The following is an 18798-nucleotide window of genomic DNA, read 5'->3' as shown; positions in this document are numbered from 1 at the left end:
GCCTGGGGCAACGCCCCAGGTTTGGTGCCCCACAGAATGTTAAAGGGCTGAAGGCCCGTTCTATAGAACTGCTTGAGCGGGTAGAGCATTTCTCCTGTAGGTGTAGTGTAGGGATTCCGTATCTATGGGCGTTTTCCGCAATGAAAACGCCGCTGCACTCCCCTTCCGGGCTACCCAGCAACAGGAGAAATGCTCTAGGTGCCGACGATCGATGGCGTTTGGCTTGACGGCGTTAAAAACGCACCCTGGTGGCTACACGTTCGCGTAACCGCCTGGACTATCTATCTCGCCGTTACTCATCTTACGATCACCAAATCCGGATCGAGCGGATCGCTCCGGTCGATGCTCCCTTCCTAGGAGCGCGGTCTTTCCATGTTTCATCGGACGGAAGCCGCCTGCTGACGACGCGAGTGTTGCGCCACAGCCCCGTTTATTTTCTTGCTGAAGAATCGAAGAAATAATCGTCCCGCTGCGGCACCTACAATCCTGGAATACGTGCACGGAGAGCACGTGCCTGCCGCTCGCTGACCTCGATCTCGGAGTTCTTCGCATCGTTCATGACGAGCACGATACTGCTTCCGGGATCGAGCCGAAGTTCTTTGATGCGATCCAGGTTGATCAGCGAGGCTCGATGGGCGCGGAAAAAACCGCGTTCTTCCAGCGCCTCTTCTAACTCTCCGATCTGGTAGTTCACCCAGTAGGTATCGTTCTCAACCCGCATCCGCAGAATGCCGCTGTCCATAAAGAAATAGACAGCATCAGAGGGATTCATGAGGAAGATCCGGTTGGCCTTTCTGGCGACGATCCGCTGCATGGAGGCCGGTGCGTTGCCGAGCAGCCGATTCACCTTTTCGTCCTCTACCCGCCGGGACGAGGCGTTCTGAATAAGGACGGCAGCGCGCTCCACCATCTCTCGCAGATCTTCTTCTTCGATCGGTTTCAGAAGATAAGCGATCGCGCGCTCGCGAAAGGCCTCCATCGCGTACTCGTGAAAGCCGGTGATGAAGATCGTGAAGGGACGAGGTGTGTCCGCTGAAAGGCTCTTCAGAACCTCAAAGCCATTCAGGCCCGGCATCTCAACATCGAGGAAGAGCAGGTCTGGACGAAGCTGCTCAATGCCCTGAAGAGCCTCGACACCGTTTTCTGCTTCACCAATGATATGAATATTCGAATCGCGGTCGAGCAGTCTGTGCAGCCGTGCCCGTGCCGCTGGTTCATCGTCCGCGAGCAATGCTCGAATTTGCATCCTTCGCTCCATGTATGGGAATCGTCAGGGTTGCCCTGCATCCGGTACTTGCGAGATCCGAAAGAGTCAGGGCAGCAGCCGTGCCATAGAGTGTGCTGAGCCGCTCCCGGACATTCTGTAAACCGATGCCTGTGCCGTTCGTCATATGCGGCCGCATCCGGCGGTCAAGGTCATTGTCTGTGCGGAAGCCAAGTCCATCGTCCTCAATCCTGATCTGGATCGTGTTGTCGTGAAGCTGAGCCCCGACAAGGATATGGCTTTTGCCGATCTTCGGGGTAACGCCGTGTTTGATCGCATTCTCAACCAACGGTTGCAGGATCAGCGACGGAATCATCAGGTGTTCGGCTGCCGAGTCAATCTCGAATGTCACGGACAGCCTCTCCCCGAACCGGATCTGCTCGATCTCAAGGATGGTTCGCAGAAATTCCATCTCTTCGTGCAGAGAACTGAACGGCCGGCCCGATTGGATCAGCACATACCGGAAGATGCTGCTCAGACGGATCGTCATCTTCTCTGCTTTATCCGGTTCCGACGGTATGAGGGAAGCGATCGTATTCAGTGAATTGAAAAGAAAGTGTGGATTGATCTGTGACCGAAGTGCACGCAACTCCGCTTCCACCAATTGACGGCTGAGGTGGCCTTCCATGCGAACCCGTTCGATTCTCTCTTCCTCGCGTTCAAGATCGTTGAGCCGCTTTCCCGCGTGCAGGGCGATCTCATGCAATAGATCAATCTCTGTTGTGAGAAGCGTTCTTCGCTCCCCTTGCAGAGAGACCGCAAGCCGAATCGGTTTGCTGCTTGATGGAATGGGGATCAGCAGATCGGCCGGCGGTGCGGTGTGATCAGGGACGCCCGGCTCAACCTGAATCTCTTCCGGCCTCATTGCGAGTGTTTCTACGGCTGCGGATTGGATTGATGCAATGAGTGACGTCCTGGAGTCCAGAGATCCGATCTGCTGTCGAAACTCCTGCATCATCTGTCGAGGGTCCCGTTTCCCAAAGACCCTGCGTTCTACAAGTAGGTCAATCCAGTATCCCAACCGCAGGTAGAGCAAGATGGTTCCGCTCAGAATCGCTACACCCAGCAGCGTTCCTGTTGCCAGTGGCAGCGGCATGTTGTGAGTCGCCGAAGCAATTGGTCCAAACAAAAGAAGGGCTCCGCCGAGCGCCAGCAAGCCGCCAAGAATCAGGCGAAGTGCGATCTTAGCGAAGACATCAGCAGCCCGGAAGTGGGAGAAATAGAAGAACACGCCAATCACAAGCAGAATTACGCCCTGAAATCTGCCTATCTGGGCCAGGTGTGCCACGGTGCCGGGAGGAGGAAGGAAGAAACTGGCGACTGCACCGGCTGTACACACAAGTAGCCCCAGGATCATCAACGCGATCGCAATCTGATCCGTCGGCCCTCTCAGCGTACCCGGCAGTAGCGTCATCCCACCCACGATCAGAATCAGGAGCCCGTTGTAGATGGCCAGATTTCCAACCGCGTTCTGTGCCGTGAGTAGATTCAATCCCGGGATAGCAATGAGCTGCGCGGTTGCCCATGTTCCTGCGATGACGGAGACCGCAATCAAGCTTCCGCTGATCACCGAGTAGAGGACGATCCAGCTTCCGGCTCTGCGCCGAAGACTGGTGACCGCGTTCGAGCGCCAGATGGAAAGAATGCCACAAGGGCAAAGCGCTCCGGCTGCGAAGCCAATTGAGCGGATGCGGTATTCGAGTACAGGATTTAGATTCGGATCGCCGAGCAGTGCGAGATTCTTGAATAAGCCGGCTCCGTTCGCAATGAGGACGCAAGCCGCAAACCAAAAGCGGGCTCCTCGATTCTTTCCTCCCGAACGATAGATAAGGAAGAGAAGTAGACCTGAGAGCGCGGTTCCGAGAGCGAACCCAAATGTCTGCGCGAGGATGTTCGCTTCACGATAGTCCATGGCCGCACGATCCGGGATCGCCTCCGCCCTTTACTCTCCTGCAATTCTTGCAGGAACAGCAAAGAAAAGGAATGAGTGCCGGAAATGAAGACGTTAGCGCACGGAATATCGTCTCCAGCGCTGAGACCGGCCGCCGGCACTGCCTGACGGCGTGTGGTTGCGTGATGTGAAGGGTTCGTCACCTCGTTCAATCGGTCTAAGCCGCGTTCGCCGTCAAAGTTGCCGCGTTTATCTCTTCCGGCTTGGCCGGCCACACTTTGTCGATAAGACTGCGTGTGTAAGGAGGAACACATGATCTCCACTATGAAGATAGCCGCATGTTTGATCTGGATCGCCAGTGTTGCTGCATGCGCCCAGACGAGTTCCCAGAGCAGTTCCGACTTATCCCCGCGTTCTGAGACGGACCCCTCGACCATCACTGCAACCAATGCGCCGGTGCGCAGTAGCGGCGCCTATCGCTTTCCTGACCACAAACAACAGTACCGAAACTATCTGTATTCAACATTTGGTCCCCCCGGATTAATCAGCTCGGCAATCGGCGCGGGGATCGATCAAGGAAAACCGGCGCCCCCGGAATGGGATTCGGGTGGTCAAGGGTACGGCGAACGTTATGGATCAAGGTTCACCATGAACCTTACCGCGAAGACCGCTGAGTACTCCCTGGGCGCTCTGATTCATGAGGACGTCGCCTACCACCGGTGCGACTGTACGGGCTTCTTTCCCCGAACCGCACATGCGTTTGCCTCCGTGCTGACAGCAAAGACAAGAAGCGGACGGACCGTATTCTCTGTGCCTTCTCTTGTATCTCCGTACGCGGGTTCGTTTATGGCGGTGAATGCGTGGTATCCGAGCCGCTACGAACCAGCCGATGCCTTGCGGATTGGAAATATGTCGTTTGTGTTCAAAGCAGGTGGAAATCTGATCGGCGAATTTATCGCTCCGCGGCGTTGATCGGTTAATCCATAGCTTTTTGAAGTGGATGGTGGAGGGAATATGCAGCGCTATCTATTGTTCACGTGCATCGCAGCAATTGCCTTGCTTGCATCTGGTCTTGGCCTCGCTTCTCCTGGCATCGCTTCTTCGGGCCTCGCTTCCGAGTTTGCCTCGCAAGCTGGAGCGACTTCAAAACTTACTGTCCAGGTTGCCGGCGCGAGAAATAGCAAAGGGCAGATTGCTATTGCCCTGTTCCAGGATGGGGCGGGCTTTCCCGGAGATAAGTCGAAGGCGTTTCGCACGCTCCAGGTCAGGATCGATCCGCAGACCTTACGCGCACAGGTCACGCTGAATGGCCTTCCCCCGGGTGTCTATGCTGTATCGGTCTTTCATGATGAGAACATGAACGGCCAGCTTGATAAGAACATCTTCGGCATTCCCAAGGAAGGCTATGGCGCCTCAAACAATCCGAAGAAATCCATGGGGCCTCCCAAATTTGCCGAAGCGAAGTTTCAGCTGGACCAGCCTGAAAAGGCGATCGAGATCTCCTTGCTCTACTAATTCATCTCGAACCGAATACGGAGGAGTTCACTTATGTCTGAAGAGAAACATGCAGCTCTCGACCGGCGCACGATGCTGGCGATGACCGCAGCCGCAATAACGGGCGGTGTCGCCGGATGCGCCCGCGGTGCGGCGCCAACGTACACGACTGCCACGCAAACCAACTCACGCCGCAGGTTTGAAAACAAAGTCGTTCTTGTTACGGGAGCAACCTCCGGGATCGGGCGAGCAGCCGCGATCGCTTTTGCGGCAGAGGGCGCAAAGGTTGCATTCTGTGGACGCCGCGAGACTCTCGGACAGGAAGTAGAGCGTGGTATCAAATCTCAGGGCGGTGAGGCTGTCTACATTCGCGCGGACGTACGTGATGAAAGCAGCGTACGGTCTCTTGTCGATCGGGTCGTTCAGCGGTACGGGCGTCTGGACATAGCATTCAACAATGCCGGTATCACGCTCGAGAAACCGCTTCACGAATACAGCGCTGCCGAATGGGATGATATTCAGAATACGAATGTGCGTGGTGTCTTTCTCTCGATGAAGTACGAGATTCCGTACATGCTTGCCGCCGGCGGCGGAAACATCGTCGTGACCTCCTCGTCCAATGCAATCGCAACGACAGAGAAGCGTTCCGCCTACACCGCGAGCAAGCGCGGACTCATTGGTCTTGTCCAGTCCGCTGCGCTTGACTATGTGGATAGGGGTATCCGCATCAACGCACTCATTCCTGGAACCACCGATACCGCGTTGGTAAGGCGAGTAGCCCACATGGAGGACGTCCCGGATGTAGTGTGGAAAGCTGCTGCGGACATCTGGGCGAGGTCCCATGTTCCGATGAAACGGATGGCGACTCCCGAAGAGATCGCATCGTTTGCCTTGGCGCTTGCTTCCGATGAATTTCCCTATATGACTGGTGCGCAGATGGTTATCGACGGCGGTAAAACCACACGGGATGGCTAGAGCATTTCTCCTGTAGGTGTAGTGCAGGGCTTATGCATCTATGGGCGTTTTCCCCAATGAAAACGCCGCTGCACTCCCCTTCCGGGCTACCCAGCAACAGGAGAAATGCTCTAGGGTGGTATCTCAGAAGTTCTTGTCATAAATGTTGCTCTTCATGATTTATGTCACCTAGGTTCCCTCGACGTGCGAGCAGTGGTTGGCAGCGAGCTTCCACGCGCCGGATTGGTTGATCCATGTGTCGCTGCAAATCACCGTACGAGCACGGTGTGTGCCGTTGATGGTGGCGTCGTAGGTGAACTTATAGTGTGCGACCGCGGTGTTGGGTCCGAAGTTCGTTACCTTCACCTCGCTGACCTCGCCCTTAGTGAATTTGATGGACTTGTCCTGTATTTGCTTGATGGCCTCAGCTTTGGTTGCCCAGTCGCCCCAGCTGTATCCCTCGACATAGCCGTCAGCCAGGTGCTCCTGATACCATGCGGCATCGTTATCCATTTGCGCGTGGTGCATGTCTTTTTCGAGTTGCTGGATGTTGGCGGACGTGCCGCCCTGCGCGAACATTGTGATGGCTACCGCCAAGCAGCACACTGCCAGGAACGCGAACGTGATTTTCCGATTCATCGCTATCTCTCCCTCTTAGTTCGAGATATCCCTGTGGTCGGCGCGGATGATGCCGTCGCCGCGAACTTTACCGCGCGGCGGCGCCGCCTTCCTTGAGGTGGGGCACGCTTATACTCGGTCACGGCGCTGCTGTCAATAGTCATTGTGCAGCCAGCGTCGTTTCAAATGGCTTCGCTAAGGATTACTTCTTCTGCTGCCCGCGGCAGATGAGGGTGGCGGTATACGCGGCTCCAAAGCCGTTATCAATGTTGACGACGGTGGTGTTCGGCGAGCAGGAGTTCAGCATGGAGAGCAGGGCCGTGATGCCGTGGAAGGCAACACCATACCCTACGCTGGTGGGGACGGCGATGACCGGTACGCCCACCATGCCGCCCAGCACGCTGGGCAAGGCGCCTTCCATGCCGGCGCAGGCGATAACGACATCTGCTGTCTGCAGCAGGGGACGCTGCGCGAGCAGGCGGTGAATGCCCGCGACGCCGACATCGGTGATGCGTAGAACATTGGCCCCGAAGAGATCCGCGGTGATGGCGGCCTCTTCCGCAACCGGAAGATCGCTGGTGCCGGCGCAGACGACCGCGATGGTGCCCTCGTGCCGTGGCTGCTGAGTCTGCCGCAGGGTAATGCACTGGGCAAGAGCGTGGTATTCGGCGGCAGGAATCAGTGTCTGCACCGCGGCGAAATGTGCAGCGTCTGCCTTGGTCGCGAGCACGTTCACGCCCGAGGCGGCGATGCGTTGAAAGATCGCGGCGGTCTGTTCCGGTGTCTTGCCGGCAGCGTAGATCACCTCAGGAAGGCCGGAGCGCAGGGCGCGATGGTGATCGATCTTGGCAAAGCCGGTGTCTTCGAAGGGAAGGTGCGTCAGCGCGTCAGCGGCCTGCTCGGTAGAGATGGCGCTGGTGCGGAGCTGTTCGAGGAGGCGGAGCAGAGATTCGCGATGCATGTGTTTCCAGTGATGTTCAACGTTGTTTCCCACGCATCGCTTTGCGATGCATGGGGCAACCGCATGCCGGTAGATAAGGACTTATTGGTTGCCAGTTAGGTTAGCTGTGAGGGTTGAAATAGGGAGAATGGCGTTCATGCTGCCGCTGCGGTAGCCCTGTGTATCGAGCGTCACATATTGGAAGCCCGCGGCGCGGAGAGCAGTGGTGATGCTGTCGAGCGCTTCCATCGATAGGGCGCGTGGAAGTTCTTCGCGTGCGATCTCGACGCGGGCGAGTGTGCCATGGTGCCGTACACGGACCTGCAGGAAGCCAAGGGCATTGAGCGCGTCTTCAGCGGCCTCTACCTGGGCCAGAGCCTCCGGTGTGACCTCGCGGCCGTATTCGAGTCGCGACGAAAGGCAGGCCGAAGCGGGCTTATCCCACACGGTGAGATTGGCGTTGCGAGCCAGGGTGCGGATCTCCTGCTTGCCGAGCTGCGCAGTCGCCAGCGGAGCCGTGGCATGGTGCAGTGTTGCAGCACGCTGGCCCGGGCGGAAATCGCCGTTGTCATCGAGGTTGCGGCCATAGGCGATGGTGGCGATGCCAAGCTCCCGGCTGAGTGCTTCCATGGCGTGGAAGAGCTCGTCCTTGCAGTGGAAGCAGCGCTGACTGTCGTTGCGAACGTAGTCCGGCTTCTCCATCTCGCGGGTGTTGATCACGCGGAGAGGAATGCTGTGCTGCTGTGCGAAGTCGATGGCTGCCGAGAGATGCTTCCGCGGCAGGCTGGGGGAGTCCGCGATGACGGCCTGCATGCGGTCGCCGAGGACCTGGTACGCCTCCCATGCCAGATAGGCTGAGTCGACGCCGCCGGAGTAGGCCACGAGAAGATGTTCGCTCGTGGCCAGCTCCCGGCGCAGGGTTTCGCGTTTTGCTGCGAGTGTGTCCATATACAGTTGCTGCGTTACAGATTCTTGCCGTAGTCCAGGCGGTTAGGGTTATGCAGCTTCTCGGCAGTCGCCCACAGGCCGGCCGAAGGCGTGCTGATGTAGAAGACTTCCTCACCGTCAGGCATGGTGTTCCAGCCTTCCTTCATGACGGCGGGGTCATAGCGCTTCTGCATCTCGGCGCAGTCGGCGTAGTCGTAGCCAACCTGCTCGATCTCTTCCTTGCTGAGATGGCCGGGAGCGTAGGTGATGGTGAAGCGGTCTTCGCTGGAGCCGTGGATCAGGTGCGCCACGCCATGCGGAATCTCCTGCATGTCGGCCTCGGTCTTGTAGAGCGAGAGCGTGCGCGGCGTTCCCTTGTAGCCATACTTGCGGATAAGGGCATCGACCTCGGGCTGTTCGCCAAAGCGCTCCACGCCGGGGGCGATGATCAGCAGCTCGCCGCCGTCTGCGATCGCCATACGGGTGCGGTAGACCGCCTTGTTCGCGACCCAGGTTGCCCGGAACTCATCGGCCTGCATCACGGCGACGACCTTCTTGATGGGCTTTTCGAAGACTGTGATGTTCTGCTCACGGCTCTTGCGGGCGGCCTGCAGATAGGTGTCGAGATCGTCGCCGACGAAGATGCCGCTCGTGACCAGCTTATTGTTGGCGTCGCGCTGCATCACGATCTGTAGATAGACATCCGGCAGATGCTTCAGCAGATTCTCTTCCGCCCAGTTATAGGTCGCGCGCAGTGGTGTGATCAGGCAGCCCAGGTTGTTCTCAATGCCGTAGACGGCAGCGGCGATGTGCGAGGCGCAGATGGTCTCCTTGCCGCCAAGGCCGATGAAGTAATTCTTGTTGTGGTTGGCGAAGCCCAGCACTTCGTGGGGAACCACGTGGCCGACGTTGATGATGAGGTCCCACTGCTGGTCCATCAGAACAGAGTTCAGGTCGACGGGGATCTCCCAGTCAGCGGCGCCCTGGGTGGTCTCCTTCACCAGCGAGGCAGGGATGGTGCCGATGTGGGTAACGCCGTTGCGCCAGTCATGGGGAAGGATGCGCTCGTGCGGAATATCGCCGAACATCCACTTGTTCTCGGCTTCGGTGTGGGGAATGTGCTGGCCGAGCGTGGGAATCACCAGGACATGAGCGTCGGGAAGCGCCTTGTAGAGCAGCTCCGTGATCTTGCCGGCGCCGGAGTGGGCACGGGTGAGATCCGGGGGAAGCAGCAGAACGCGCTTCAGGTCCTTGTTGATGCGCGTGCGAGCTTCGGTGAGAAGGCGGTCAACGGCGGATTGGATCTGCGCTTCGGTGAGGGCGTCGCCCTCAATGGAAAACCACGGCATGGGTTGTTTCGTCTCCTCTGGGGCGGCGATGCGCCTGCCTCAATGATTTTAAGGATGTCATAGTTGTCTGACCAATTTCAAGAATTGGTCAGGCAGGTTTCCGGGAAGTGGATTTTCGGGCAGATTTTTTAGGGCGGGTCGTCTTTTCCGGCTGACCGGCAAGGATGTCTTCCACGTGGCGCAGGTGGTTGCGCATGGCGGCGCGGGCTGCCTGTGGATCACGTGCTTTGATGGCTCTAAGGATCGCCTGGTGGTCGCGCAGCGTCATCTGCTGATGATGCTGCAGTCCGGCAAGGTGCGAGAGCGAGTGGAAGATGGGCGAGAAGATGCCCGCCCACAGGCTGTCCACAATGCTGGCGAGGACGTTGTTGCGCGCTGCTTCGGCGATCGCGACGTGAAAGTGACGGTCGGTGATCTGTGCATTCTGCCCGGCTGCATCGAGCGCCTTCATCTCCTGAATAGTGGCCTCAATCTGTTTGAGCTGTTCGGCAGAGGCGTTGAGAGCAGCATCGGCAGCGATCTCGCCCTCGATTAAAAGACGCGCTCGCAGCAGCTCGAATGGCCCCGGACCCGCATCGAGCAGCAACGGAACCTGATGCGGCGCCTGACGGATATAAGCGCCGGAGCCGACACGGATCTCGAGCTGTCCCGCGATCTCCAGGGCGATCATCGCCTCGCGGATCGTCGGCCGGGAGACGTTGAGTTTGCGGGCAAGGTCTTTTTCAGAGGGTAGACGTTGCCCTGGCTCAAGACGGTGCTCCCGGATGTAGGCGGAGATCTGTTCTGCTACGCGCTGATAGAGCCGCGGTGTGGGATGGCTGTTCGAGGACATGCTTCGCCACCATGGTACGCGATGGATGAAGGAAAACGTTTTTCTTGTATTTTGATCGATTTTCGCGGAACCGATCAGATGATTTGGGCGTATGCTCATTTCGGAGATACTTCCGCCCTTCTTCATGCAGTCTGCGCCGGTCGTCGATGACCGCAGGAAGATCTCACGTCCCCCTTTCGGTTGCAGTGTTCAGGCGCTCTTTCAGGAGCAGTGATGCGTATGCGTCATCGCGCACATGCTGCCCGTTTGTCTGCGTGCCCTTATTTCTACTTTGTCAGGAGTTTCCCTTCGATGAAACACGTTGTTATCGCTGCTACACCCGTTCCAGGTCATTTCAACCCCATGATGGCGGTGGCTCAGCATCTGGCTGCCAATGGATATCGCATTACCGTACTGACGGGTGAGATCTACCGTGATTGTGTCGAGACCGCCGGTCTCGGCTATGTGCCGCTTGCTGGAGCGGCGAACTATGACATGCGCTACCAGGATGTTTACTTTCCTGAACGCAGCCGCGTCGAGCCTGGTCTGCCGCAGATCACCTATGACATGCAACATGTCTTCGGAGACGCCATTGCGGAACAGTACGCCGCCTTGCAGCGCCTGGTGGATACTGAAGGCGTCGATGCCGTGTTGGCGGACTTGCTGTTCATGGGCATCCTTCCCATGTTGATGAAGTCACGCGCCGAGCGTCCCGCAATCATCTCCTGCGGCATTGTGCCCTGCATGTGTCGTAATGCCGAGGTCTCTCCGTTCACTGGGCATGACAGCTCTCCTGAGGGACTGCAGCGTAATGCGGAACACAACGCTCAGATCGCGGCTGCGCTTCAGCCGGCAACTGATTATGTGAGCGACAAGATCGAAGCATGCTGTGGCGAACGTCTGGAGACCTTCCTCTTCGATGAACTGTACGAGCGCCCCGACCTGTTTCTGCAGTTCACCACTCCGGCATTTGAGTTTCCGATGAAAGAGCTGCCGCACAATATGGCCTTTGTCGGGCCTATGATTCCGAAACACGACGATGTGGAGGCTCCTTCGTGGGTTCAGGCTCTCGATCCCGCGAAACCGGTAGTGTTTGTGACGCAGGGCACAATCGCCAACTATGACTTCAACCAGTTACTTCAACCCGCACTGGATGGCCTGGCCGATGAGCCGGTGCAGGTCGTCGCAACCGCTGGCGGCGCTGATGCGAGCGCGGTGCGCATTCCTGCGAATGCCCGGCTGGAGAGCTATCTGTCGTACGCGGCCATTCTGCCGAAGACGGACGTCTTTGTGACCAATGGAGGTTACAACGGCGTACAGATGGCCCTACGTGCTGGGGTGCCGATTGTGAGTGCCGGTGCTTCGGAGGATAAGCCCTTCGTCTCTGCGCGTGTGGCATGGAGTGGCTGCGGTGTCGACCTCAGGACCGGGACGCCGACAGCGGAGCAGATTCGCGATGCAGTACGGACGGTTCTCGCAGAAAGCCGCTACCGCCAGAAGGCACAGGCGATGAGTTGTGCATATGAAGGATGCGACGCGTTGCGCAACACCCTGTTGGCGATTGAGCCCTTTATCAACAGCAGCGTCATTGCGGAAGAAGAGCTGGCGAGCGTCTAGCCCTGCAGTCACACAAGATGCCCCGCATCTGTAATGTCGGGTGCGGGGCATCTTCGTTTCGGCATTGATGCGGGGCACTAGAGCATTTCTCCTAAGAGGGTAGTGCGGAGTTTTGACTGCTTGCGCCGTTTTCCTGCGAAGAAAACGGCATTCGCGGAATTATCCAGAGCTACGGCATTAGGAGAATTGCTCTAGAGGTTAGTTGCAAAGCTCGAATGGCAGCGAGTGACGTATCTCCCGGAGCAGCTCTGCGGGGTGGATTGGTTTGTGCAGCAGCTCGAAGTCGTAGCCCCGGTTTCGAGCTGACTCCAGAAGGTCCACGGTGCCGGCTTGACCAGAGAAGAGCAGCACCTTGCATGGCGTGATCTTTTTCATAGCGATGGCGAGCTCGATGCCCGAGAGATAGGGCATCATGACATCGCTGAGAAGCAGATCGGGTGGTGTGATGAGGGCCATCTCCAGCGCGCGACGTGGATCGTTGAAGTCGCAGGCAGAAAAGCCCTCTTGCTTGAGAATCGTCGCAAGAGACCTTGAGATCAATGTTTCGTCGTCAACAACGAAGATAAGCGGACGATTTTCGTTCGTCATCTGCTTCACCTCGATTTCTTTCGATGAGCGCTGCTTCTAAATGCAACGAAGCAGCGAAAAGACGTTCAGCGGCATAAAAGAACCGCCACGAATGGGCTTTCCAAGGATGAGGGGCCGCAGAGGGACAGTCGTGATTCAGATTGTTGAAGTGCGAATACTTTTCGCATCCTTCTCAATCATGCGTCACATTCTAGAGCATTTCCCTATTACCGGGTATCGTTTTCATTGCGCACGGCTTCTGCGAATGTTCGTTAGGCGACAGTGATTGATAGCTCAGGGCAACCCAACAAGGAGAGACACCTTCCTTTTGTAGAAGAGGAAATTCGGATTCTCCAAAACTCCATGGCCACATCTCCGAAAGCAAGAGAACAGAAGCGGGCAGTATCAAGATTTGCCCTGCTGCTGATCGATGTCGTTAGTCCATTTGAATTTCCCGATGGGGACCAGATCCTGGCGCAGGCTCGTTCGATCGCCCAGCCCATCGCCCGGCTGAAAAGGCGCGCGCGGGCAGCGGGCATTCCAACTATTTATGTGAATGACAACTTCGGCGAGTGGAGATCGGAGCGGTCAGCGCTTGTACAGCGGTGCCTGGCCGCCGGGGCGAAGGGGGCTGATTTTGTCGATCAGCTCAAGCCCGATGACGACGACTACTTCGTGCTTAAACCGATGCATTCGGCCTTTTACCAGACTCCGCTTGAGACGCTGCTCAGCTTTCTGGGCACGCAGTCGCTGATCCTTACCGGCCTCACGTCCAATAGCTGCATTAGCTGTACCGCGCATGACGCCAATATGCGTCAATTCGAGTTGTACGTTCCGTCGGATTGTTCTTCGGCGCGATCGAAAGAAGAACACCAGTCGGCGTTACTGCAGCTCAAAAACACGATCAAGGCGAAGATTGGGCGGTCGTCGTCGCTGTCGTTTCGATGAGACTTATCGGCCCAACAAGGAAACGCCGGGCACTCTGGTGCCCGGCATTTCTTTGAAAGGAGATTATGCGGCGGCTCTGTCGGCGGAGGGGTTGACGCGATTGGCAATGCTGGTCAGCAGGTGATCGGCGTGTCCTTCTTCCTTAATAGTCTGGTCGAGTAGCTGCGCGGGGGTGCTTTCGCCAAGGATCTGGGCAAAGTGGCGAACAGCCCCGTAGGTGGCGATCTCGTAGTGTTCGACTCGTTGGGCGGCTGCGATGATGGCGGCATCGCGCACGGATTCGTCAGAGGCATCTTTGATCATGTCCTCTGCTTCCTCCACCAATGCAGCGAGAGCTTTGCTCTTGACCGTCTCCACTTCGCCGGTTGTCTGTCGCAGGATCTCTTCCAGCCGAGTGGCCTGGACTTCGGTTTCCTGCAGGTGAGATTGAAGGGCCTGCTTAAGCTGAAGATCGCTGGCTTTCTCGATCATTTTCGGAATCGCCACTACGAGCTGCCGTTCCGTCGATAGCAGCATTTGAAGTTGATTGATATAGAGCTCACGAAGATTGGCGAGATTTGCTGAAAAGAATTTCATGGATGTTCTCCTTGGGTTCATTGAAGGTGGCTATGCCGCATTCTGTTTGAGCGAGGGTTCGAGCTTGACCTTGATCCACCCTGGTTCGTGACGGGCAAAGAGCGGTAAGCCTTTGTCGCAACCAAAACGTCTGAGCAAACGGCGCCGCCCAGCAAAAAGCAGAAAGTTTGCGCAATCTCGACCTCATTCGGTCTATCCGTTCGGTGAGAGAGCGTTTTGGTTTAAGGATGGCTGATCATCCCGACAACGCAGTCGGGACAGCAGACGGCATCGATATAGGGAGAGTTGCCTCGCGGTCCTTCTTTTTGATCAAAACGGCGTTTCTGCCGTGCCAACTCCACGAATGGTTTCTGCGTCCATGTGAGATCAAAGGCTGTGTCGATGGAGGCAGAGAATGACGAAGGAAAAGGAAAGCGATCCACGCAATCTTGGTCCGAAACCGCCCTTTCCGGAGCAACAGCAGAGCCCGCCAGGATCGGTGCGGGAGCTCGATCCACCTGCGGATCATGGCGAGACCTCCTACGCCGGCTCAGGAAAACTGCTGGGGAAGGTGGCCATTATTACCGGTGCAGACAGCGGTATTGGACGCGCGATCGCAATTGCGTTTGCGCGCGAGGGGGCATCGATCGTGATGTCCTATCTGCCGGAAGAAGAGGCGGATGCAAAAGAGACTGCGGCGCTGATTCGTGCTGCCGGCAGGACCGCCATTCAGATGCCAGGCGACATCGGGTCGCCACAATACGCCACATCGCTGGTTGAGACCGCGTTCGAGAGGCTGGGGCGTTTAGATATCGTCATCAACAATGCGGCGTATCAGATGACACACGAGTCGATTGAGGACATAACGCCGGAAGAGTTTGAGCATACCTTCCGGACGAACGTCTTTGGCCTGTTCTATTTGACGCGTGCAGCTTTACCTAAGCTAAGGCCAGGATCATCCATCGTGAACACGACTTCGATTCAGGCATTTGAACCGAGCGAGGGGCTGCTTGCTTATGCCGCAACCAAAGCTGCGATCGCGAATATCACAAAAGGGCTGGCCAAGTTGGCGGCAAAAAATGGTGTGCGAGTGAACGCGGTGGCTCCTGGCCCGGTATGGACTCCATTGATTCCATCGACGATGAGTCAGGAGAAGGTGAAGAACTTCGGCAGCAATACTTTATTCGAACGCCCGGCGCAGCCGGTGGAACTAGCTCGTCTCTTCGTTTTTCTGGTGTCAGATGACGCCAGCTATGTGTCCGGCGAGGTTTACGGAGCTACCGGAGGACGTACACCACTGTAAGCAAAGGAGGTTTGGCCGCAGGACAGAAGGCTCGATCTTCAGGTACATTGAAATCGCTTACACTGCATCTACGATCTCCCTTTGAAAGCCATCGATTGATCTCTGTTTCCCCACATACCCTGCGAGAAAACGGCGGCCTTGTCGTCTGGTTAACCGGATTGAGCGGCGCCGGCAAAACGACGATCGCGCAAGCTGTACAGCAGGCGCTGACGTCTTTCGGCGTACCGGCGGTGTTTCTCGACGGAGATGAGCTGCGCAAGCAGATGCATCCCACCCTCGGGTTCTCAAAGGCTGACCGGGACGAGAATGTCCGACGGATTGGGGCTCTGGCAAAGGCCAGGGCGGAGGAGGGGGCGGTGGTGCTGGTCGCCGTTATCGCTCCTTACCGCAGCATGCGCCAGGAGGTGCGGCAGATATGCCGTGCGTATCTGGAGGTCTTTGTGGATGCTCCACTGCAAACCTGCGAGGAGCGAGATCCGAAAGGGCTGTATCGCCGGGTACGACGCGGAGAGATTACGCAGTTCACCGGCATCGATGCACCGTACGAAACTCCCATCGAGCCTGAGATCCACTGCAGGACCGCCAGCGAGAGTATCGAAGAGAGCTCGCAACGTGTGCTGCAGGCGATTGCGGAGTCTCTGCGATAGCCATGCAGCAGATGCGGCAGTTCAACTTCTACGGCTACCGGCTGTCGAGTCCATGGGATCTTAGCTGGTTACAGCCCTGGCAAGAGCCCGAGATCGCTTCGGGCGAGGTGGCTCTTCTGGAGGCGGAAGTTCCGGAATCTCTTCCAGACCCCGTTGAGCGAGGGCCGTTTATTCAGATTGGGCGCGAGGGCGAGGTCCTGCTCGATGTGAGGCACGCGGGTCGTTTTCTACTGCGGAATGGCCGGGAGATCCTTGTATCTCCGTACGGGAGTCCGCAGAGCGAGGCCTTTCAGAGCTTTCTGACGGGGAGTGTTGCCGGCCTGCTCTTTCATCAGCAAAGCCGTCTGGCGTTGCACGCAAGCGCTGTCGTGGTGCGAGGCAGAGCGATTCTGTTATCCGGTTGGGCCACCGTGGGCAAGTCCGCGCTGGCGGCAGCACTGATGGAGCAGGGTGCGGAGTTTCTAAGCGACGACCTGTGCCTTGTCGATGTGAGCCGGGAAGGGGCGATGATCGCCGCTGGGCCTCCACGGATTCGCCTCTGGCCGGATGTCGGAGATCATCTTGGATTTCCGAAAGAGGCCAGTTGCCCGTTGAGGCCTGGTTTGCGCAAGTTCACGCTTGTGACTCAGGTTGCATCGCCCGTGCGCGCCGGCCTACTGGTGCGAGCGGAAGATGCACATCACCGCTCGGTTCATTTTGCGCGCCTGCGGGGAATGCATAGCGTTATGCCGCCGCACTCGCTGGTCTATCAGCACCGGTTCGCCGGCTTGCTGCAGCGGCAGAAACCGATGCTCACCGCGCTAGGTACGCTGGCGGGTAAAGTTCCGGCAATCCGCATGGAGTATCCCCGCCAGATGCAACAGTTGCGAGAGATCGCTTCGCTGTTACTGCAACATGTGGAGACGTACTGGTGAAAGAGACGGAATATATCTGGCTGGCCTCCTATCCGAAGTCCGGGAATACCTGGGTGCGGATGATGCTCAATAGCCTGACGCTGGGCGGAGTCGTCCCGGACATCAACGATCTGGAGTTGAAAGTACCGATCGTCTCCTATACGAATCTGCAGGAGCAGTTCGGCGTCGAGGCCACGGAGCTGACGTACAGTGAGATCGCCCTGGTCCGGCCTGAGCTCTATCGCCGGCTTGCCTTGGAGAGTGAGCGCGACGTGCTGATCCATAAAGTGCACGATCAGCTCTGGCGGAACGATGCGGGAGAGCCCGTGTTTCCCAAAGACAGGACACGCGGTGTCGTCTATATCGTCCGCGACCCACGAGACGTTGCCGTTTCCGCCGCCGCGTTCTTCGGAACAACGATCGAGGTGGCCGTCGATATCCTCGCTGCGGAGAAGTATGTTCTGGCCTACAGTCCGGGCGGTCCGTCACGGCAGTTACCGCAGCTGCTGGGTGGATGGAGCACCCACGTGACAAGCTGGCTGGATGGGGATTTCCCACTCCTGCTCGTTCGCTATGAAGACCTGCTGCACGATCCCGTGGCTAGCTTTCATAAGATTGTGGAGTTTCTTAGGATGCCCGCCGAGCACGTCGAGGCCGCCGTTGCGGCGACGCATTTCGACCAGTTGGCCCGTCAGGAGCAGCAGCAGGGCTTCCGGGAGAATCCGCATGCAAACGATAAATTCTTCCGCTCGGGCAAGGCTGGAGAAGGGAAGCTGCGGCTTACGCCGGAGCAGCTTGTGCAGATCGAGACGGCGCACGGAGCTGTGATGAAGCGGCTTGGCTATCTCTGAAATGGATTCGAGGATCACGGCCCCACGACCAGAAGCCTGGCCGTGGGGGCGCAACAGTCTTAAGGATGAACTGCGAGCGTGACACTTTCCGGCGTGATGCTGTTGGCGCCGGTCAGGGTTTTGCCTTTGGCCCACTCAGGCGACTTCATGGCGAGCTGATACTTCACCGGAGTGCCGCTAAGGGTAGCCGTCGCGATCTTTGTCTTCTTCCCGATGATGAGGTCTACGGTTGAGGTCTCCGTCTGGCCGAACGCAGGTGTGAACTGGAGAGTCAGACCGTGATCTTCGGCGCGGACCGGAGCGTAACGGATCTTCTCAATGGCCCAGTTGGTTCCGTCATAGGTGACTTCCATGGTCTGCTTGACCATCGGATTGTTTTCGACCGAGATGGTGTAGTGCGGAGCAGCAACCTTCTCGATCTTGAGGGTGATAGTGCGACCGCTTTCCTGTGTGAGCTGCCAGGTGGCGCCCTGTTTCAGTTCGCTGGGAGCTGAGGCGACCTTGAAGTTCTCACTGCCCGCTGCGAGCACGGCGGTAGTGGCTGAGTGCGTCAAAGCTCCATGCCAGGCGACGAAGTAAGGAGGTCTGGAGATTTCCTTCCACATCTCGGCGATCGAGGTCTTGTCACCCACGACGATGGCCGAACCTTCACCGGCGACGGCAGACTCTTCCCGATAAGGAAAGACCGGCACCTTAGCTTCGGCGACAGCGGTCAGGCCGCCACCCTGCTGCAAGACATCCGAGCCCTGAATAAAGCGCCACTCGACAGGCGTGCCGTCATTGAGGCGAAGGCGGAGATCGAAGGTCGCGCCGTTCACCTCGCTGTCGGGCTTCGTGAACTCGAGCTGTGTGAGATACGCTTCACCGTCCTGTGCTTTGGCGATCGCCACAAGCTGCGGCTGATTGGCGAAGTGGATGCGCTTGCCGGTCGTGCGGCTAGTCACGATGAAGTCGTAGAGCGGTTTGCCGTTGTTCTCGTCGTAGTCGAGCTCAACCATGGTGTAGGGAACCTCCGGGCCGGTCCACTGCACGAACTGTTCAGGCCAATAGCGATAGCTGATCATCAGGCCGGAGATAGGCGGAGCGATAGCGGCCTGCTGTGCGTAACCAGCGGCGGAAGTGGCGGCGACGATGGCGGAGGTGATCAGAGATGCGATGCGGTTCATGCG

General features: G+C 57.7%; 20 protein-coding genes. 10 read left to right on the top strand and 10 right to left on the bottom strand.

What is annotated here, in order from left to right; all coding sequences use genetic code 11:
* Positions 1 to 198: 198 nt before the first annotated feature.
* Positions 199 to 357, top strand: coding sequence for a hypothetical protein (locus tag AB4Y89_RS07415; protein WP_442300270.1), 159 nt, complete (start codon positions 199 to 201; stop codon positions 355 to 357).
* 121 nt (positions 358 to 478) lie between these two features.
* Here AB4Y89_RS07415 and AB4Y89_RS07410 read toward each other — a convergent pair whose 3' ends face one another.
* Together AB4Y89_RS07410 and AB4Y89_RS07405 are read right to left on the bottom strand one after the other, a co-directional pair.
* Positions 479 to 1246 (bottom strand): LytR/AlgR family response regulator transcription factor, encoded by a 768-nt coding sequence (locus AB4Y89_RS07410; protein ID WP_442300269.1) that lies wholly within the window; start codon positions 1244 to 1246, stop codon positions 479 to 481.
* Positions 1215 to 3176, bottom strand: coding sequence for a sensor histidine kinase (locus AB4Y89_RS07405; RefSeq protein WP_442300268.1), 1962 nt, complete (start codon positions 3174 to 3176; stop codon positions 1215 to 1217). The genes AB4Y89_RS07410 and AB4Y89_RS07405 overlap by 32 nt, the downstream gene beginning before the upstream one ends.
* 291 nt (positions 3177 to 3467) lie before the next feature.
* On the opposite strand from AB4Y89_RS07405, the gene AB4Y89_RS07400 reads away from it, so the two are divergent.
* Genes AB4Y89_RS07400 through AB4Y89_RS07390 form a run of 3 tightly spaced genes read left to right on the top strand, consistent with a single transcriptional unit; the run spans position 3468 to position 5624 of the window.
* The gene (locus AB4Y89_RS07400; RefSeq protein ID WP_442300267.1) at positions 3468 to 4127 is read left to right on the top strand and encodes a hypothetical protein; all 660 of its coding nucleotides are present in this window, start codon (positions 3468 to 3470) and stop codon (positions 4125 to 4127) included.
* A gap of 42 nt (positions 4128 to 4169) precedes the next feature.
* On the top strand, positions 4170 to 4670 hold the full coding sequence (locus tag AB4Y89_RS07395) for a DUF2141 domain-containing protein (protein ID WP_442300266.1): 501 nt from the start codon (positions 4170 to 4172) through the stop codon (positions 4668 to 4670).
* Positions 4671 to 4703: 33 nt separating this feature from the next.
* The gene (locus AB4Y89_RS07390; RefSeq protein ID WP_442300265.1) at positions 4704 to 5624 is read left to right on the top strand and encodes an SDR family NAD(P)-dependent oxidoreductase; all 921 of its coding nucleotides are present in this window, start codon (positions 4704 to 4706) and stop codon (positions 5622 to 5624) included.
* Between the two features lie 168 nt (positions 5625 to 5792).
* Here AB4Y89_RS07390 and AB4Y89_RS07385 read toward each other — a convergent pair whose 3' ends face one another.
* The 5 genes from AB4Y89_RS07385 to AB4Y89_RS07365 all read right to left on the bottom strand — a co-directional run bounded on the left by AB4Y89_RS07385 (position 5793) and on the right by AB4Y89_RS07365 (position 10269).
* Positions 5793 to 6242 carry a nuclear transport factor 2 family protein gene (locus AB4Y89_RS07385; protein WP_442300264.1) on the bottom strand — a complete coding sequence of 150 codons (450 nt, stop codon included), beginning with the start codon at positions 6240 to 6242 and terminating at the stop codon, positions 5793 to 5795.
* Between the two features lie 181 nt (positions 6243 to 6423).
* Positions 6424 to 7182, bottom strand: a complete 759-nt coding sequence (larB, locus tag AB4Y89_RS07380) for a nickel pincer cofactor biosynthesis protein LarB (protein WP_442300263.1) — start codon at positions 7180 to 7182, stop codon at positions 6424 to 6426.
* Positions 7183 to 7263: 81 nt separating this feature from the next.
* A complete protein-coding gene (gene larE, locus AB4Y89_RS07375; protein ID WP_442300262.1) occupies positions 7264 to 8109 on the bottom strand; it encodes an ATP-dependent sacrificial sulfur transferase LarE in 846 nt (281 codons plus the stop codon).
* 14 nt (positions 8110 to 8123) lie between these two features.
* Positions 8124 to 9437, bottom strand: a complete 1314-nt coding sequence (locus AB4Y89_RS07370; protein WP_442300261.1) for a lactate racemase domain-containing protein — start codon at positions 9435 to 9437, stop codon at positions 8124 to 8126.
* Between the two features lie 88 nt (positions 9438 to 9525).
* Complete coding sequence (locus tag AB4Y89_RS07365; protein WP_442300260.1) at positions 9526 to 10269, bottom strand: FadR/GntR family transcriptional regulator; 744 nt, start codon at positions 10267 to 10269, stop codon at positions 9526 to 9528.
* 291 nt (positions 10270 to 10560) lie between these two features.
* On the opposite strand from AB4Y89_RS07365, the gene AB4Y89_RS07360 reads away from it, so the two are divergent.
* Positions 10561 to 11865 carry a glycosyltransferase gene (locus AB4Y89_RS07360; RefSeq protein WP_442300259.1) on the top strand — a complete coding sequence of 435 codons (1305 nt, stop codon included), beginning with the start codon at positions 10561 to 10563 and terminating at the stop codon, positions 11863 to 11865.
* Between the two features lie 198 nt (positions 11866 to 12063).
* On the opposite strand, the gene AB4Y89_RS07355 is transcribed toward AB4Y89_RS07360, so the two are convergent.
* On the bottom strand, positions 12064 to 12453 hold the full coding sequence (locus AB4Y89_RS07355; protein WP_442300258.1) for a response regulator: 390 nt from the start codon (positions 12451 to 12453) through the stop codon (positions 12064 to 12066).
* 342 nt (positions 12454 to 12795) lie between these two features.
* On the opposite strand from AB4Y89_RS07355, the gene AB4Y89_RS07350 reads away from it, so the two are divergent.
* Entirely contained in the window at positions 12796 to 13380 is a 585-nt protein-coding gene (locus AB4Y89_RS07350; RefSeq protein ID WP_442300257.1) for a cysteine hydrolase family protein, read from the top strand.
* A 63-nt stretch (positions 13381 to 13443) separates the two neighbouring features.
* Here the strand turns inward: AB4Y89_RS07350 and AB4Y89_RS07345 are convergent, their stop codons facing one another.
* A complete protein-coding gene (locus AB4Y89_RS07345) occupies positions 13444 to 13956 on the bottom strand; it encodes a DUF892 family protein (protein WP_442300256.1) in 513 nt (170 codons plus the stop codon).
* A gap of 394 nt (positions 13957 to 14350) precedes the next feature.
* Between AB4Y89_RS07345 and AB4Y89_RS07340 the strand changes: the two genes are divergently transcribed.
* The 4 genes from AB4Y89_RS07340 to AB4Y89_RS07325 all read left to right on the top strand — a co-directional run bounded on the left by AB4Y89_RS07340 (position 14351) and on the right by AB4Y89_RS07325 (position 17629).
* Positions 14351 to 15238, top strand: a complete 888-nt coding sequence (locus AB4Y89_RS07340; protein WP_442300255.1) for an SDR family oxidoreductase — start codon at positions 14351 to 14353, stop codon at positions 15236 to 15238.
* A gap of 95 nt (positions 15239 to 15333) precedes the next feature.
* Positions 15334 to 15885: an adenylyl-sulfate kinase gene (gene cysC / locus AB4Y89_RS07335; protein ID WP_442300254.1), complete on the top strand. Its 552-nt coding sequence runs from the start codon at positions 15334 to 15336 to the stop codon at positions 15883 to 15885.
* A 2-nt stretch (positions 15886 to 15887) separates the two neighbouring features.
* A complete protein-coding gene (locus tag AB4Y89_RS07330; RefSeq protein WP_442300253.1) occupies positions 15888 to 16799 on the top strand; it encodes a hypothetical protein in 912 nt (303 codons plus the stop codon).
* Positions 16796 to 17629, top strand: coding sequence for a sulfotransferase domain-containing protein (locus AB4Y89_RS07325; protein ID WP_442300252.1), 834 nt, complete (start codon positions 16796 to 16798; stop codon positions 17627 to 17629). The genes AB4Y89_RS07330 and AB4Y89_RS07325 overlap by 4 nt, the downstream gene beginning before the upstream one ends.
* Before the next feature lie 59 nt (positions 17630 to 17688).
* Here AB4Y89_RS07325 and AB4Y89_RS07320 read toward each other — a convergent pair whose 3' ends face one another.
* The gene (locus AB4Y89_RS07320) at positions 17689 to 18795 is read right to left on the bottom strand and encodes a hypothetical protein (protein WP_442300251.1); all 1107 of its coding nucleotides are present in this window, start codon (positions 18793 to 18795) and stop codon (positions 17689 to 17691) included.
* Positions 18796 to 18798: the final 3 nt, after the last annotated feature.

Origin of the sequence: Terriglobus sp. 2YAB30_2 (assembly GCF_052114765.1) — a bacterium.
GTDB lineage: Bacteria > Acidobacteriota > Terriglobia > Terriglobales > Acidobacteriaceae > Terriglobus.
This window is presented reverse-complemented; position numbering and strand designations above follow the sequence as displayed.